Source organism: Streptomyces sp. NPDC048639, assembly GCF_043199075.1.
Classification (GTDB): Bacteria; Actinomycetota; Actinomycetes; order Streptomycetales; family Streptomycetaceae; genus Streptomyces.
This window is the reverse complement of the sequence record NZ_JBICVP010000005.1, coordinates 156,339-171,082: the sequence shown is the minus strand read 5'-3', so window position 1 is coordinate 171,082 and position 14,744 is coordinate 156,339. Positions and strand designations below refer to the sequence as shown.

The window sequence follows — 14,744 nt, the reverse complement described above, 5'->3', positions numbered from 1 at the left end:
CGTCCGGGCCGCCCCGACCGGGCCGCTGCGACCGAGGCGTCGCGACCGTGCCGCCGTATTACGAGAGGGGGCGCCCGCCCTGGCGCGGAAGGCCGTAGCGGGTGGTCCGGGTGGTTCCGGGCTCTAGCTCTTCGCCGTCTCCGGCGCCGTCTCCGGTTGCCGGGGCTGCTTGCGCCGCACATGGAGCTGCTTGCGCACGCGCGCCACGACGGTGCCGTCCTCGCCCACGATGTCGCAGGTGAACCAGGGAAGTGCCTTGCCTCCGTCGGCCGTCTCCCGGCGGATCTCCTCCAGCCGCTCCTCGGTCACCGTGAACTCGGCGAACACATCGCCGCGCCCCGGCGCGAGGAACTCGATCTCGCCGACCTTGTCCCACACCACGTAGTCCCGGCCGAGGCTCTTCATGGTGAGCAACATCCAGAACGGGTCGCTCATCGCGAACAGCGAGCCGCCGAAGTGCGTGCCGACGTAGTTGCGGTTGAACCAGCTCAGCCGGAGCCGGACTCGGGCACTGCTCCAGTCGTCCGCGATCTCCAGCACCCGTACCCCCGAGAAGAGGTAGGGCGGCCAGCAGTTGATGGTGCGGCGGAGCGACGCGGGGGTCTGACGACGAGGCATACGGTCACGCTAGCACGGAATGTTACTCACCGGTAATACGCTGCTCCCGGCCCTGCTGCGGCCCTGCTGCGGCCGTACTGCGCCCCTCGGCCCTGCCCTCGCCGTGTCCCTGCCCTGTCCTCGCCGTGCCCTCCTCAGCCGAAGGTGATGGCCGATGTCTCCCGCCACAGCCGTGCCACTTCCGCGTCTCCCGCGACCTCGAGACTTTCCAGGGGCAGCCTGTTCCACAGGGCGAGGTAGACACGAGCCGCCGGCCCGGCGATCTCGCAGTCCGCGGCCTCGGCCCGCTCCTCGCCGTCCGCCGCCCGATCCGCCCGCAACGGATCGCCGGAGATCCGTACGGTCCAGGCGCCCGTCGCGCCCTTCGCATCCGCCGCCTCGCTCGCGTCCTCCGCATCCGTGGTCCTGACCCTCAGGGTGCGTGGTGTGGCGCTGCGGACCGCGCTGCGCTCGCGCGCGTGGAACCCCGAGAGCAACTCGTCGATCCCGTCGAGCGCGAACGCGGGGCCGATCGGCGTGAGCCGGTCCCAGGGCTGCGCGAGCGCACCCGGGCCACCGAGGGCGGCCTCGGCGTCCACCCGGTGCACGGTGGTCTCGTGCGCCTGCCGTCGCGCCCAGAAGGCGAGCGGTGACGGCGCGGGCAGAAACGCCCAGCACTTGAGGTCGTCCGGTGCGGCGAGCAGGGCGTCCACCAGACGTGCATGGCCCTCGCGGAACCACTCCAGCAGCTCGGCGCCGTCCAGGTCGGGCGGCGAAGCGGCGCGCCGTGGCCGGTCGAGTCCCTCGGCGACGAAGGCCGTCGCCCACCGGTGCACCGTCCCGGTGTGCCGCACCAGATCCCGTACGCGCCACTCCGGGCACGTGGGGACCTCCGCTTCGCTGCCCGCCCGTTCGGCGGCGTCCGCGAGCAACGAGCCTTCCGAGCGCAACGATTCGATCAGTTCGGCCGTTTCCATGCGAGGGATGCTATCCGCGGGTTCCGGCATTGCGGGTGGCGTGGGCGATGCAAGCGGCGGCGCCCGCGAGCAGCCCGACCGTGGTGAGGGCGACGGGCAGGGACAGCCAGTCGGCGAGGAAGCCGATGGCGGGCGGGCCGAGCAGCATGCCGCCGTAGCCGAGCGTGGACGCCGTGGCCACACCGCTCGGGCCTGCCAGGGCGCCGGCCCGGCCGATGGCGACGGGGAAGATGTTGGCCAGGCCGAGGCCGGTGACGGCGAAGCCGGCGAGGGTCGCCCAGATCGAGGGCGCCAGCGCGCCGAGCAGCATCCCGGCCGCGGCGGTGGCGCCGCCGGCGACCAGGACGCGCGTCTGTCCCAGGCGTTCGAGCAGCGCCGTGCCCGTCAGCCGTCCGACGGTCATCATCAGGGCGAAGACGGAGTAGCCCGCGGCGGCGATCCCGGGGTGCGCGCCGAGGTCCTGCTGGAGGTGGAGGGCGCCCCAGTCGGCGAGGGCGCCCTCGCCGTACGCCGTGCACAGCGCGATCAGGCCGAAGACGGCGACGATCCAACGCATACGGCCCGCAAGGCGCGTTGGCGCCACGGGTGTCGCCGACGACGGGCCGGGGTCCGGATGCGGATGCCGATGCGCCAGGAGCGTCCGTCCCGCGACGGCGGTGAGCGCCAGCCCGATGACGGCGAGGAGCAGCAGATGCCGGGTGGGGGAGAGGGAGCCGGCGACCAGGCCGCCCAGCCCCGCGCCGAGCATGCCGCCGAGGCTGAACGCGGCGTGGAAGCTGGGCATGACGGGGCGTCGCAGCGCGGCGACGAGGTCGACGGCCGCGCTGTTCATGGCGACGTTGATCGCGCCGTACGCGGTGCCGAAGACGAGCAGGGCGAGGCCGAGGGCGAGAGCGGAACCGGTCAGCGGGGGCAGCGCGATGCTCAGGGAGAGCAGCGCGCCGGTGACGACGGTGACGCGGTGGCTGCCGAACCGGCCGCACAGCCGGCCGGTGACCGTCATGGTCGCCACCGCACCTGCCGACACGCCAAGCAGTGCGAGTCCGAGATCGCCCGTGGAGGCGCCGGTCTGCGCCTTGATCGCCGGGATGCGGACAACCCAGCCGGCGAACAGGAAGCCGTCGAGGGCGAAGAAGGCGGTCAGGGCGGTACGGAGCCGGGCCGGAACGGGATCCGCGGTACTGTCGCGCCGCGCTCCGGGAAAGGCCGTCCGTATTTTGTTTAGGATCGGCACAAAGCCAGAATAGGGGTGTGACCCTGACTCGGACAACACGCTTGGAGAGAGGCCGCAGCGCCCTCGGCCCGGCCCTGGAGCTCGTACACACCGGCCGGGCGCCGACCCGCGCGGTGCTGACCGCGGAACTCGGCGTCACCCGCGCGACCGCCGGCGCCGTCGCCGCGGAGCTCGAAGCCCTCGGACTGATCGAGGTCGACTCCCGCCCCGGCGCCGCCGCGGGATCCCAGGGCAGGCCCTCCCACCGGCTGGCGATCGATCCCGCCGGGCCCGTCGTGCTCGCCGCGCAGGTGCACGCGGACGGCTTCCGCGCCGCGCTCGTCGGTCTCGGCGGCAGGATCGTCGCCACGGCCCCCGGCTGCATGACCGTGCCCGCCGACCCCGTGCACGTCCTGAGCGCCGTCGTCGACGCCGGCGCGGACCTGCTGCGCAGCACCGGACGGCGCTGTCTGGGCGCCGGGCTCGCCGTCCCGTCGGCCGTCGCCGAGCCCGACGGTACGGCGCTCAATCCGCTGCACCTCGCCTGGCCCGCTGGCGCGCCCGTCCGCGAGATCTTCACCGAACGCGTACGGCAGGCAGGCGTCATGGGCACTGCCGAAGTCACTGAATCCGCCGAATCCGCCGTCCCCGACTCCACCGCCTTCACCGCCTTCACCGGCAACGACGTGAACCTCGCCGCACTCGCCGAGCACCGGCACGGCGCGGGCCGCGGGGCGCGCGACCTGCTGTGCGTGGCGACCGGTCACCGCGGCGTGGGCGGGGCGCTGGTCCTCGACGGACGGCTGCACACGGGGAGTTCGGGCCTGGCACTGGAAGTCGGCCATCTGACCGTGAACCCGCAGGGGCGGACCTGCCACTGCGGCAGCCGCGGCTGCCTGGACGTCGAGGCCGACCCCCTGGCCTTCCTGGATGCGGCGGGGCGCGAGCCCGGCCCCGAGGTTTCCCTGCTCCAGCGGGCCCGGGACCTGCTGCGCACGGAGTACGAGGACGCCCGCGTAAGGAAGGCCGCCGAGTTGCTCATCGACCGGCTCGGCCTGGGCCTCGCCGGACTCGTCAACATCCTCAACCCTGACCGGATCATCCTCGGCGGCCTGCACCGCGAACTCCTCGAGGCGGACCCGGAACGGCTGCGTGCCGTCGTCGCCGAACGCAGCCTGTGGGGGCAGAGCGGCGGTGTGCCGATCCTGCCGTGCACGCTGGACCACAACAGCCTGGTCGGCGCGGCGGAACTGGCCTGGCAGCCGGTCCTGGACGACCCGTTGGCGGCCATGGCCGGCTAGCGGGAGCGGCCGTTGCCCCGGCGCCGCCTCTGCTCTCTCCTCGTGGGGATCCGCGGGCGTCCGCGGTCCCCGCACGGTGCGGCCGCCGGGCCCCCGCCGCCGTATTGCCTCCCGTACGTCATCCCGCGTACGTCATCCCCCGTACGTCATCCCCCGTACGTCATCCCCCGTACGTCACCCCGCGGCCGCGCCCAGGCCCGCCCCCACGGCTGGGCACTGGACGCGGCCCTCACGCCGCGTACGGGAACGACGGGCCCTGCCGTCCCGGACGCGGCTGCGGGGAGCCCCCCGGCCCCCGCGTCATTCGGCCAGCCACACCGCCGTGTCCGTCGGCAGCAGACCGTCCGTCAGGGGGCCGCTGGACAGCAGCACCCTGCTCTCCTCGGGCAGCGCGACCGGAGCCTCCGCGAAGTTGACCACGCAGCGGAAGCCCGGCGGGCGGCCGAAGGAGAGGACCTGGGACTCCGGCGACGAGTACCACGTCATACCGGCGCCCCGGAGGCCGGAGTGCGCCCGGCGGATGCGCAGTGCGCGCCGGTAGAGCGCCAGCATGGACTGCGCATCGCCCTGTTGCGCCTGCGCCGTCAGGCTCTTCCACTCCTCCGGCTGAGGCAGCCACGGCTCGGTCGCCGTGTCCTCCGGGCTGTAGCCGAACGGTGTGGTGCAGCCCGACCAGGGGAGCGGGACGCGGCAGCCGTCCCGGCCCCGGTCCGTGTGCTCCGACCGCTCCCAGATCGGGTCCTGGAGCATGTCCTCCGGCAGGTCCTCGACCTCCCAGAGGCCGAGTTCCTCGCCCTGGTAGACGTACGCGCCTCCCGGCAGGGCCAGCATCAGCAGGGCCGCCGCCCGTGCCCGCCGCGTGCCCAGATCGACATCGGCCGGGTTCTCCTCGGGGGAGAGATCGGCGAGCGTCCGGAGCGGGTGGTCGGGCTGGGGCCGGGCGAAGCGCGAAAGATGGCGCACCACATCGTGGTTGGAGAGCACCCAGGTCGCGGGGGCGCCGACTCCGCCCAGCACGTCGAGGGAGGCGTCGATGACGCGCCGCAGGTGATCGGGGCGCCAAGGGCACGTCAGATAGTCGAAGTTGAACGCGGTGTGCAGTTCGTCCTCGCGTACGTATCGGGCGAGCCGCTCCGGTGAACCGGTCCACGCCTCGGCCACGAACACCGGCCCGTGGTCGTACGCGTCGGCAACGCGGCGCCAGGAGCGGTAGATCTCGTGGACCTCGTCCCGGTCCCAGTGCGGATGGCCGGTGTTCGCCGCCGAGCCGCTGACCTCCAGGTCGGCGGTGCCGACGTCCGGCAGCCCCGGTGCCTTGACCAGGGAGTGGGCGACATCGATGCGTACGCCGTCGATCCCCCGGTCGAACCAGAACCGCAGGATGGACTCGAACTCCTCGCGCACCTCGGGGTTGTCCCAGTTGACGTCCGGCTGCTCGGGGGCGAACAGGTGCAGATACCACTGACCGGGGCGCCCGTCGTCCTCCACGACGCGGGTCCACGCCGGGCCGCCGAAGACACTCCGCCAGTTGTTGGGCGGCTGTGCGCCGTCCGCGCCGCGGCCGTCGCGGAAGATGTACCGGCCGCGGGCCGCGGAGCCGGGTCCGGCCCGGAGGGCCTCCTGGAACCAGGCGTGCCGGTCCGAAGTGTGGTTCGGGACAAGGTCGATGACCATGCGCAGACCCAGGTCATGGGCTTCGGAGATCAGGGCCTCGGCCTCGGTGAGCGTGCCGAACGCCGGGTCGATGTCCCGGTAGTCGGCGACGTCGTAGCCGCCGTCGGCCATGGGGGAGGGGTACCACGGGTTGAGCCAGAGCGCGTCGACGCCCAGGTCGGCCAGATACGGAAGGCGGGAGCGCAGACCGGTGAGGTCGCCGATGCCGTCACCGTTGCCGTCGGCGAAGCTGCGGACGTAGACCTGGTAGATGACGGCGCGGCGCCACCAGTCGGCGTCGGCCTGCTGGACGGCGGGGTCGGGCACCAATACGGGGCGGACGGTCGTCACTTGACTGCTCCTGCGGTGAGGCCGGCGATGATCCGGCGCTGGAAGACGAGTACGAGAATCACGAGCGGCACGGTGACGGCGACGCCGGCCGCCATCTTCGTGCCGTAGGGGACGTCGAAGCCGGACGTGCCGCCGAAGCGGGCGATGGCGACGGTCGCCGTCTGCATGTCCGGGCGGTTGACCATGGAGAGGGCGATGATGAATTCGTTCCAGGCCGCGATGAAGGTCAGGATCGCGGTGGTGAAGACACCCGGCGCGGTCAGCGGAAGGATCACCTTGCGGAAGGCCTGGCCCGGCGTGCAGCCGTCGACCATCGCCGCCTGCTCCAGCTCGCGGGGCAACTGCCGGAAGAACGCCGTCAGATTCCACACCGCCAGCGGCAGCGCGAACGACATGGTCGGCACGACCATCGCCTGGTAGGTGTTCACCCAGTGCAGGGTGTTGGAGAACAGCTTCAGCATCGGTACGAGAAGCGCGATGCCGGGGAACATCGAGGTGGCGATGATCACCGCCAGGACGAGGTTCTTGCCCCGGAACTCCAGGCGCGCGAGTGCGTAGGCGGCGAACGTGGCCACCAGCAGGGTCAGCACGGTGCTCGTGCCCGCGACGACCAGGCTGTTGAGCAGGGCACGGCCGAAGCCCGAGCCCGGTTCGAGCACGGCGCGGTAGTTCTCCAGCGACCACGGCGAGGGCAGCGGCGACTTGGCGAACAGGTCGGAACTGCGCCGGAGACTGGAGACGGTCATCCAGTAGAACGGCGCCAGGCAGTAGACGACGATGAGCGCCATGCCCGCCACGCTCAGGGCGGTCCTGACCGAGGGGACGGGGAAGCGCCGGGGGGCTTTCACTGCGGTGCTCATGCGGTCACCTCCGAGCCGGAGCCGTTCCGCCGGCGGAAGCGACGGGCCCTGGAACCACCGGACTTGGCGGGGCGGTCGGTGGCCAGGATGTCGGCGCCGAGCAGCTTCACGAACACGAAGGCCGTGGCCGCGACGTAGAGGAAGAGGATCACCGCGTACGCGGCGGCGGGCCCGTACCGCGTGTTGGCCGCCTCGTCGAAGGAGAGCATGGACAGCGTCTCCACGGACTCCTTGCGGGCGCCGATGAGGACGTACGGCAGGTCGAACATGCGCAGGGAATCCAGCAGCCGGAACAGTACGGCCACGAGCAGGACGGGCCGGACCAGCGGCAGCGTGATGCGCAGGAACTGCTGCCAGGGCCGCGCGCCGTCGACCCGCGCGGCCTCGTACACCTCGCCGGGGATGAGCTGCAGTCCGGCCAGCACGAGGAGGCCGACGAACGGGGCCGTCTTCCAGGTGTCGGCGATGATCACTGCGAAGGCCGCCTGCCCTCCGTCGGTGGTCCACAGGACCTCACGGCCCGTCAGAGCGTTGGCGACACCGTCGGCTTGGAAGATCCACTGCCACAGCAGCGCGGAGACCGCGGTGGGGATGGCCCAGGGGACGAGGATGCTGGCGCGCACCAGCCCCCGGCCGCGGACGACATGGTGCATGACCAGTGCCATGGCCACCCCGAGCACGGTCTCGGCGGCCACGGTGGTGACGGTGAAGAAGCTGGTGTTGGCGAACGCGTTCCAGAAGCGCTCGCCGGCCTCCCCCCGAAAGATGTCGGCGTAGTGCTGGAGTCCGACGAACGTCTCGCCCTCCCGCACGAATCCCGAGCTGTCCAGCCCCGACTGCTCGGCGAAGAGGGACTCGCGGAACGCGGCGAGCACCGGGTAGCCCGCGACGAGCGCGAGCACCGCGAGGGTGGGGGAGACCAGGAGCACGGCGAGCCGGGAGGTTCCGGCGCGGTGCCGCGTATGACGGGTCCGGCGGGACGTGCGCGGTGGCGGTGGCGCGGGGGGCTCGGTGAGAGAAGGCGGCGGTGCCGCTACGGCGGGCATGTACGGATCACCTCAAGTGCGGGGAATGCGGCGGGGGTTCCGACGGAAAAGACGCTCGCTGCCGGATCGACGCGTGACGCGGCCGCGGTTCACGGCTTGCTGACGGCCTGGAGCTTCCGCTGCAGATCGGTGAGCGCCTTCTTCGGCGTGACCTGGCCGCGCAGCGCGCCGTAGGCCGCCTCCTGGATCGCGGCGGTGGTGTCCCCGTAACGCACCACCTGGGGCCGGGGGTTGGCGTGCAGGAGGGACTGCTTCAGCACCGGAAGGTAGGGGTACTTCTCGATGAGCTTCTTGTCGTCGTAGAGCGAGGCGACGGTGGGTGCGTTGGAACTGAGCAGCAGGTTCTTGCGCTGTATCGGCTTGCTCGTCATGAACGCAACGAAGTCCAGTGCCGTCGCCCGGTTCTTGGCGGACGAGCTGATCGCCAGGTTGTGCCCGCCCAGGCTGGAGATGCCCGGTCCCTTGAGGCCGGGCAGCGGCGCCACGCCGAACTTGCCCGCCACGGCGGAGGATCCGTCCTTCTTGCTCGCCATCGACCACTGGTAGGGCCACTGCCGGTGGAAGACCAGCTTGCCCTTCTGGAACGCCTGCCGGCCTTCCTCTTCTTTGTAGGTGATGGCCTTCTTGGAGATCAGCCCGCTGTCGAAGGCGTCGGCGAAGAAGCTCAGGCCCTTCTCGGCCGCCGGGCTGTCGACGGAGGGACGGCCCTTGCCGTCGACGACGGTGCCGCCGGCGCTGTCGATCATCTCGGAGAAGTTGACCGTCAGGCCCTCGTACTTGTCGAACTGCCCGGCGTAGCAGGACATGCCTCTGCCCTCGGGCAGCTCACGGACCTTCTTGCAAGCCTCTGTCATCTCGTTCCAGGTCGTGGGCGGCTTCACCCCGGCCTTCTTCAGCAAGTCCTTGCGGTAGTAGAGGAGCGCGCCGTCCGAGGACCAGGGAGCGGCGTAGAGCTGCCCGCGGTACGAGGCGCCGTCCACGGTCGGCTTGAGGTCGTCCGAGGTGTCGACCGCCTTGCGGGGCAGGGGAAGCACCCAGCGGTTGGCCGCGAACTCCGACGTCCAGACGACGTCCAGGTTGAGCACGGTGAACTCGCTCGACTTCAACTCGGCGTTCTGGATCATGCGTTGCCGCTGCTCGTCGGGGGAGTCGGAGAACTGGATGGCGCGCACCCGCTCCTTGGGATGGCGGCGGTTCCATTCGTCGAGGGCCTTGTCGAGGGTCCCGGTGTTGTCCTTGCCCGTGGCCAGGGTGATGGGCCCGCGGCCCGTGAAGTCCCCGGTCGAGGCACCGGCGGAGTCCGGCCCTTCCGGACTCGATCCACAGGCGGCGATGGCGGTCGCCGCTATCGCCGCTGCACCGGCGCCAGTCAGTCGCTTGAAACGCATGATTTCTCCTCACCTGCGCACGCCGTGGCGGCTCATCCGGCAGTGCGTGACGAAAACCTTAAGAACGGGCTGACTGAAAGTCCACAGATTGACGAAAGATTCTTGCAAGATGGGAAAGTTGCTAATCATGGTCATGACAAAAGACCGCCACTGCTCAGGGGAAATCGCAGTCGTGCGGCCGATGCGGGGAGCGGGATCGTCGCGCTGCGGACGTCCGTTGGAGAGGGTCGCGGACGTCCGCGGAAGCCCGGGAGAAGCCGTGCCGGGGTCAGCCGTCGGCGGACGGCCGGGCGATGCCCGTGCTCGCCCGCACCACCAGCTCGGGCTCGAAGAGCATTTCCCGCAAGTCCGGTGCGCCACCGCCGATCTGCTGCAGCAGCACGTTCACCGCGGCCTGCCCCATGGCCTCGATCGGCTGCCGGACCGTGGTCAGCGGCGGGTCGACCAGCGGCATGAAAGCCGAGTCGTCGTAGCCGACCACCGACACATCGCCCGGCACGTCCAGGCCGAGGCGCCGCGCGGCCCTGATCGCCCCCAGCGCCTGCACGTCACTCCCGCAGACCAGGCCCGTGACCCCGCTCTGGAAGAGCTGCATCGCCGCGGACGTGCCGCCCTCCAGGGTGTACATGATCTGCACCGCGGTCGCGTCCGGATCGGACCGGGGGAACTGCGTGCTCATCGCCTCGCGGAACGCCGCCAGTTTGCGCGCCGCGGGCACATGTCCCGTAGCACCGATGGCCAGGCCGATCCGCTCGTGGCCCAGGGACATCAGATGCTGCAGCGCGAGCCGCACGGCCAGGGCGTCGTCCGTCGAGATGCACGGAATGCTCAGGCCCTCGACCATGCCGTTGACCGCGACGACGGGTAGTCCCCGCTCTGTGAGCCGGTCGTAGTGCGCGTGATTGGCGGCCGTCTCCGAATGCAGGCCGCAGACGAAGACCGCTCCCGAGACCTGGTGTTCGAGCAGGATGTCCACGTAGTCGGGTTCCGCCACGCCGCCGAGAGTGCGGGTGCACAGCACAGGGGTGAAGCCCCGCAGGGCCAGGCCGCTGCCGATGACCTCGGCGAAAGCCGGGAAGACCGGATTGCTCATCTCCGGAATGACGAGCCCGACCAGCCGGTTCGGGCGGCTGCGCATATGGGCGGGCCGGTCGTAACCCAGGACGTCGAGTGCCGTGAGGACCGCGGCCTGGGTCGATGTCGAGACGCCCGGCTTGCCGTTCAGGACCCGGCTGACCGTCGCCTCGCTGACGCCCGCGTACTGAGCAACCTTCGCCAATCGACTCGCCATGCCGTCAATTCTATGGCAACGGCTTGCATGAATGACAGGCGTCTTGCAAGCCGGGCCGATTCGGGCGGAGATCTTCCGTCCGCAGCCCGAATGCGCCGGACGTACTCCGGGGGAAGCAGCACAACGGCCTTCGGGCGTACGACGACCCGGCGGCCCCCGAGGACGACTCTCGGTAGCGGACACAGAACACCGCTACCGAAGGAGTGACGTTGCGATGAACACCCTGGCCTACGACGGGCCCGGCCCGTGGATCCTCTTCGTCCCCGTCATCTGGGCGATCGTCATCGGCGGCGCGATCCTGCTGCTGCGCCGCACCGTCTGGCGCGGCCGCGGCCCCGGGCGCGGCCCGTGGCAGCACAGCCCGGTCCGGGACGACAACTCGCCTCTCTCGGTGCTCGGCCGCCGCTTCGCGTCCGGCGAGATCGACGAGGAGGAGTACTGGCGCCGGCTCTCCGTCCTGGACGAGGAGTTCGGCCGCGGCCGGAGCGGTGCGGCGTGACCGCCACGCCTCCGGCGCGTACCGCCGCCGCCGGCGCAGCGCCTATCAACGGCACCGCGCCGGCCGCCCGCGTCGTGGACGCCGTGAAGATCTACGGCGCGGGCGACACACGGGTACGAGCCCTGGACGGGGTGAGCGTCGACTTCCCGGCCGGCCGCTTCACCGCGATCATGGGCCCGTCCGGCTCCGGCAAGTCCACGCTGATGCACTGTGCGGCCGGGCTCGACACCCTCACCTCGGGCTCGGCCTTCCTCGGCGGCACATCGCTCGGCGATCTCGACGACCGCCGGCTGACCCTGCTGCGCCGTGACCGCATCGGCTTCGTCTTCCAGGCATTCAACCTGGTGCCGACGCTGACGGTGGCCGAGAACATCACGCTGCCGCGCGATCTCGCCGGCCGGCGCGGAACGGACGAGTGGACCGACGCCCTCATCGACGTCGTCGGCCTGCGCGACCGGCTGCACCACCGGCCGAGCGAGCTGTCCGGCGGGCAGCAGCAGCGTGTCGCCGTCGCCCGGGCCTTCGCCGGACGGCCCGACGTCGTCTTCGCCGACGAGCCCACCGGCAACCTCGACTCGCGCTCGGGCGAGGAGGTGCTGCGTCTGCTCGGCCGGACCGTACGCGACATGGACCGCACCGTCGTCATGGTCACCCACGACCCGGTCGCCGCCGCCCACGCCGACGAGGTCCTCTTCCTCGCGGACGGCCGTCTCGTGGACCGGATGGGCGCGCCCACGGCCGAGCGCGTACTCGACCGCCTCAAGGAGTTCGACCTGGAGGCGCAGGATGCCCAGGAGGCCGAGAAGCGCCAGGTAGGCCGGGCGGGCCGGGCGGGCCGGGAGAGCGGCCGGGGCCCGGGCAGCCGGGACAACCAGGAGAAGGAATCCCTGACATGAGTGCCGCACGCGCCTCCCTGCGCATCAGTCTCGCCTCGCTGCGCGCCCATCGACGGCGCTTCGCGGGCACCTTCCTCGCCGTCCTGCTCGGCGTCGCCTTCCTCGGCGGCACTCTTGTCATGGGCGACACCCTGCGCGCCGGCTTCGACACGATGTTCGGCAACGCCGCACGCGGTACGGACGCGGTGGTGCGCAGTGCCGATGTCATCACCGTCCCCGGCGAGGGCCAGGGCACACGGCAGCCCGTCGCCGCTTCGCTCGCCGAGGACATCGAAGCGGTTCCCGGCGTGGCCTCGGCCGTGCCCAGCATCCAGGGTGCGGGCCAACTCGTCGGCAGCGACGGGAAACCGGTCGGCGGCCAGGGACCGCCCACCCTCGCGGGGAACTGGATCGACGACTCCGAACTCAACCCGTACCGCCTGGCCGAGGGCCGTACGCCGTCCGCGCCCGGTGAGGTCGTGATCAACCGCGGTGCCGCGAAGGCGGGCGGCCTGGACATCGGGGACCGGACCGTGCTGCGCACGCCGGACCCCGTGCGCGTGACCGTCGTCGGCCTGGCGACCTTCGGCGGCGCCGACGGCATGGGCCAGGTGACCTTCACCGGGATGACACGTGCCGACGCCGGGAAGTACCTCGTGCCCGAGCCGGGCCGGGCGGCGAGCATCCAGGTGCGCGGCGATCCCGGGACCGGACAGCAGGAGCTCGTCGACGCCTTGGAGCCCGTACTCCCCAAGGGAGTCGAGGCCGTCACGGGACAGGCGTCGGCCGAGGAGAACCTCGACCTGGTGACCGGTCAGTTCCTGACGTTGTTCACCACGCTGCTCCTGGTCTTCGCCGGAATCGCCCTGCTGGTCGCCACGTTCAGCATCCACAACACGTTCGCGATCGTCGTCGCCCAACGCACCCGGGAGAACGCCCTGTTGCGCGCGCTCGGTGCCTCCCGCCGCCAGGTCGTCGGCTCGACCCTCGTCGAGGCCGCGGTCGTCGCCGTCGTCGCCTCGCTCGCCGGCCTGCTCGGCGGCATCGGCATCGCGGCGGGCCTTCAGGCGCTGTTCCCCGCGGTCGGATTCCCGTTCCCCGACGGCGCCTTGGTGATCAGCGGGCTCTCGATCGCCCTGCCGCTCGTCGTGGGCGTCGTGGTGTGCCTGGGCTCCGCGCTGCTGCCCGCGCTGCGGGCCGGCCGTACGGCGCCGCTCGCCGCGCTGCGCGAGACGGCCGTCGACGACTCGGGAGCCTCCCGCACCCGGGCGGTCGCGGGCGCGGCGGCACTGCTCGCCGGCATCGGCCTGACCGTGTACGGCGTCGCCTCCGGGCCGTCGATCACGGGGACCGCGGCCGGGGCCGTGATCACACTCGGCGCGTTCGTCGTGCTGGGCCCGGTCGCGTCCTCGTACGCCGTACGGATCCTGGGCGCACCGCTCGCCCGGCTGCGGGGCGTGGGCGGGACGCTGGCCCGGCGCAACGCGCTGCGCAGCCCGAAGCGTACGGCGGCGACCGCCACCGCCCTCATGATCGGCGTCGCCGTGGTCTCGCTGTTCACCGTCTTCGGCGCCTCGCTCAAGGCGACGATGGACCGGACCGTCTCCCGTTCGTTCGCGGGCGATGTCGCGGTCAGCGCCCCGTCGTTCGGCGCGGGCGGCAGCGGGCTGAGCCCCGGGCTGGCTCCCGCGCTGGCGCGGCTGCCCGAGGTGGACACGGCCGTCGGTCTGGGGCGCGGCGTGGCCGAAGTGAACGGCAGCGGGAGACAGTTGACGGTCACCGACCCCGCCGCTCTCGCGCGCGTCCTCGACCTCGGTGCGGTCGACGGGTCGCTCGACGGCCTCGGCCGCGGTGGTCTGGCCGTGTCCGAGGACGAGGCGGGGAAGCGGGGCTGGAAGCCCGGCGACACCGCGCGGCTGACGTTCAGCGACGGATCGCGGCAGACGTTCACCGTGCGGGCGGTCTATGGGCAGGACGATCTCGCGGGCGACTACCTCGTCACGCGTGAGGCCTGGGCCGCGCACCGCGTACAGGACTCCGACCGGCTCGTCGCCGTCGGCTTCGGGGACGGCGTGGACGCGGGCGACGGAAAGGCGGCCGTGGAGAAGGCCGCGTCCGCGTACGGCAACCCGGAGGTGCAGACCCGCGAGGAGTACGCCGCGTCCTCGGCCGGCGGCGTCGACATGATGCTCACCCTCGTCTACGCCCTCCTTGCGCTGGCCGTCCTCATCGCCCTGCTCGGCATCGCCAACACCCTCACGCTCGCGATCCATGAACGGACCCGCGAACTCGGCCTGTTGCGCGCCGTCGGCCAGACCCGCGCCCAGCTACGGGCCATGGTGCGCTGGGAGTCGCTGCTGGTCGCGGCCTTCGGCACCGCCGGCGGTCTCGCGCTGGGCGGATTCCTCGGCTGGGCGCTGGTGCGGGCCTCGGACAGCGCGGGGACGAGCGTGTTCGCGGTGCCGCCTGACCGGCTGGCCGTCGTCGCTCTCGTGGGTCTCGCGGCGGGTGCGGTCGCCGGGTGGCGCCCGGCGCGCCGGGCGGCCCGGCTCGATGTGCTGCGCGCCGTCGCGACGGAATAGCGCGCGCAGGCGCCGGTGGTGGGCAGCTGTCCGTCAGGGCCGCCCACCACTTGCGTGCACCGCTGTCCGACGTGTCCTGGCGCGGCCCGGCTCCCGGGGCGCACGCCGGCC

12 protein-coding genes are annotated in these 14,744 nt (G+C 71.9%); 4 read left to right on the top strand and 8 right to left on the bottom strand.

Annotated elements, in window-relative coordinates:
- Window positions 1–123 precede the first annotated feature (123 nt).
- The 3 genes from ACGFNH_RS15610 to ACGFNH_RS15600 form a co-directional block, all read right to left on the bottom strand.
- Window positions 124–618, bottom strand: a complete 495-nt coding sequence (locus tag ACGFNH_RS15610; protein WP_393653858.1) for a DUF4442 domain-containing protein — start codon at window positions 616–618, stop codon at window positions 124–126.
- A 134-nt stretch (window positions 619–752) separates the two neighbouring features.
- Window positions 753–1,574 (bottom strand): maleylpyruvate isomerase family mycothiol-dependent enzyme, encoded by an 822-nt coding sequence (locus ACGFNH_RS15605; protein ID WP_393653856.1) that lies wholly within the window; start codon window positions 1,572–1,574, stop codon window positions 753–755.
- Between the two features lie 10 nt (window positions 1,575–1,584).
- A complete protein-coding gene (locus ACGFNH_RS15600; protein WP_393653854.1) occupies window positions 1,585–2,808 on the bottom strand; it encodes an MFS transporter in 1,224 nt (407 codons plus the stop codon).
- Window positions 2,809–2,831: 23 nt separating this feature from the next.
- On the opposite strand from ACGFNH_RS15600, the gene ACGFNH_RS15595 reads away from it, so the two are divergent.
- Window positions 2,832–4,088 (top strand): ROK family protein, encoded by a 1,257-nt coding sequence (locus ACGFNH_RS15595; RefSeq protein WP_393654471.1) that lies wholly within the window; start codon window positions 2,832–2,834, stop codon window positions 4,086–4,088.
- Window positions 4,089–4,388: 300 nt separating this feature from the next.
- On the opposite strand, the gene ACGFNH_RS15590 is transcribed toward ACGFNH_RS15595, so the two are convergent.
- From ACGFNH_RS15590 to ACGFNH_RS15570, 5 genes are all read right to left on the bottom strand, one after another.
- On the bottom strand, window positions 4,389–6,092 hold the full coding sequence (locus tag ACGFNH_RS15590) for a glycoside hydrolase family 13 protein (RefSeq protein ID WP_393653852.1): 1,704 nt from the start codon (window positions 6,090–6,092) through the stop codon (window positions 4,389–4,391).
- Window positions 6,089–6,952, bottom strand: a complete 864-nt coding sequence (locus ACGFNH_RS15585) for a carbohydrate ABC transporter permease (RefSeq protein WP_393653850.1) — start codon at window positions 6,950–6,952, stop codon at window positions 6,089–6,091. The genes ACGFNH_RS15590 and ACGFNH_RS15585 overlap by 4 nt, the downstream gene beginning before the upstream one ends.
- A complete protein-coding gene (locus tag ACGFNH_RS15580) occupies window positions 6,949–7,998 on the bottom strand; it encodes a carbohydrate ABC transporter permease (RefSeq protein ID WP_393653848.1) in 1,050 nt (349 codons plus the stop codon). Before ACGFNH_RS15580 ends, ACGFNH_RS15585 begins: the two co-directional genes overlap by 4 nt.
- 89 nt (window positions 7,999–8,087) lie before the next feature.
- Window positions 8,088–9,386: an ABC transporter substrate-binding protein gene (locus tag ACGFNH_RS15575; protein WP_393653846.1), complete on the bottom strand. Its 1,299-nt coding sequence runs from the start codon at window positions 9,384–9,386 to the stop codon at window positions 8,088–8,090.
- Window positions 9,387–9,654: 268 nt separating this feature from the next.
- A complete protein-coding gene (locus ACGFNH_RS15570; RefSeq protein ID WP_393653844.1) occupies window positions 9,655–10,677 on the bottom strand; it encodes a LacI family DNA-binding transcriptional regulator in 1,023 nt (340 codons plus the stop codon).
- 214 nt (window positions 10,678–10,891) lie between these two features.
- Between ACGFNH_RS15570 and ACGFNH_RS15565 the strand changes: the two genes are divergently transcribed.
- Genes ACGFNH_RS15565 through ACGFNH_RS15555 form a run of 3 tightly spaced genes read left to right on the top strand, consistent with a single transcriptional unit; the run spans window position 10,892 to window position 14,633 of the window.
- Entirely contained in the window at window positions 10,892–11,176 is a 285-nt protein-coding gene (locus ACGFNH_RS15565) for an SHOCT domain-containing protein (protein WP_393653842.1), read from the top strand.
- The gene (locus tag ACGFNH_RS15560) at window positions 11,173–12,072 is read left to right on the top strand and encodes an ABC transporter ATP-binding protein (protein WP_393653840.1); all 900 of its coding nucleotides are present in this window, start codon (window positions 11,173–11,175) and stop codon (window positions 12,070–12,072) included. The genes ACGFNH_RS15565 and ACGFNH_RS15560 overlap by 4 nt, the downstream gene beginning before the upstream one ends.
- The gene (locus ACGFNH_RS15555; RefSeq protein ID WP_393653838.1) at window positions 12,069–14,633 is read left to right on the top strand and encodes an ABC transporter permease; all 2,565 of its coding nucleotides are present in this window, start codon (window positions 12,069–12,071) and stop codon (window positions 14,631–14,633) included. Before ACGFNH_RS15560 ends, ACGFNH_RS15555 begins: the two co-directional genes overlap by 4 nt.
- Window positions 14,634–14,744 lie beyond the last annotated feature (111 nt).

Bases quoted from the DNA above. Each gene is read 5' to 3' on its own strand.
- ACGFNH_RS15575 (WP_393653846.1), bottom strand. From the start codon at position 9,386: ATGCGTTTCAAGCGACTGACTGGCGCCGGTGCAGCGGCGATAGCGGCG.
- ACGFNH_RS15610 (WP_393653858.1), bottom strand. From the start codon at position 618: ATGCCTCGTCGTCAGACCCCCGCGTCGCTCCGCCGCACCATCAACTGC.
- ACGFNH_RS15580 (WP_393653848.1), bottom strand. From the start codon at position 7,998: ATGCCCGCCGTAGCGGCACCGCCGCCTTCTCTCACCGAGCCCCCCGCG.
- ACGFNH_RS15555 (WP_393653838.1), top strand. From the start codon at position 12,069: ATGAGTGCCGCACGCGCCTCCCTGCGCATCAGTCTCGCCTCGCTGCGC.
- ACGFNH_RS15605 (WP_393653856.1), bottom strand. From the start codon at position 1,574: ATGGAAACGGCCGAACTGATCGAATCGTTGCGCTCGGAAGGCTCGTTG.
- ACGFNH_RS15585 (WP_393653850.1), bottom strand. From the start codon at position 6,952: ATGAGCACCGCAGTGAAAGCCCCCCGGCGCTTCCCCGTCCCCTCGGTC.
- ACGFNH_RS15570 (WP_393653844.1), bottom strand. From the start codon at position 10,677: ATGGCGAGTCGATTGGCGAAGGTTGCTCAGTACGCGGGCGTCAGCGAG.
- ACGFNH_RS15565 (WP_393653842.1), top strand. From the start codon at position 10,892: ATGAACACCCTGGCCTACGACGGGCCCGGCCCGTGGATCCTCTTCGTC.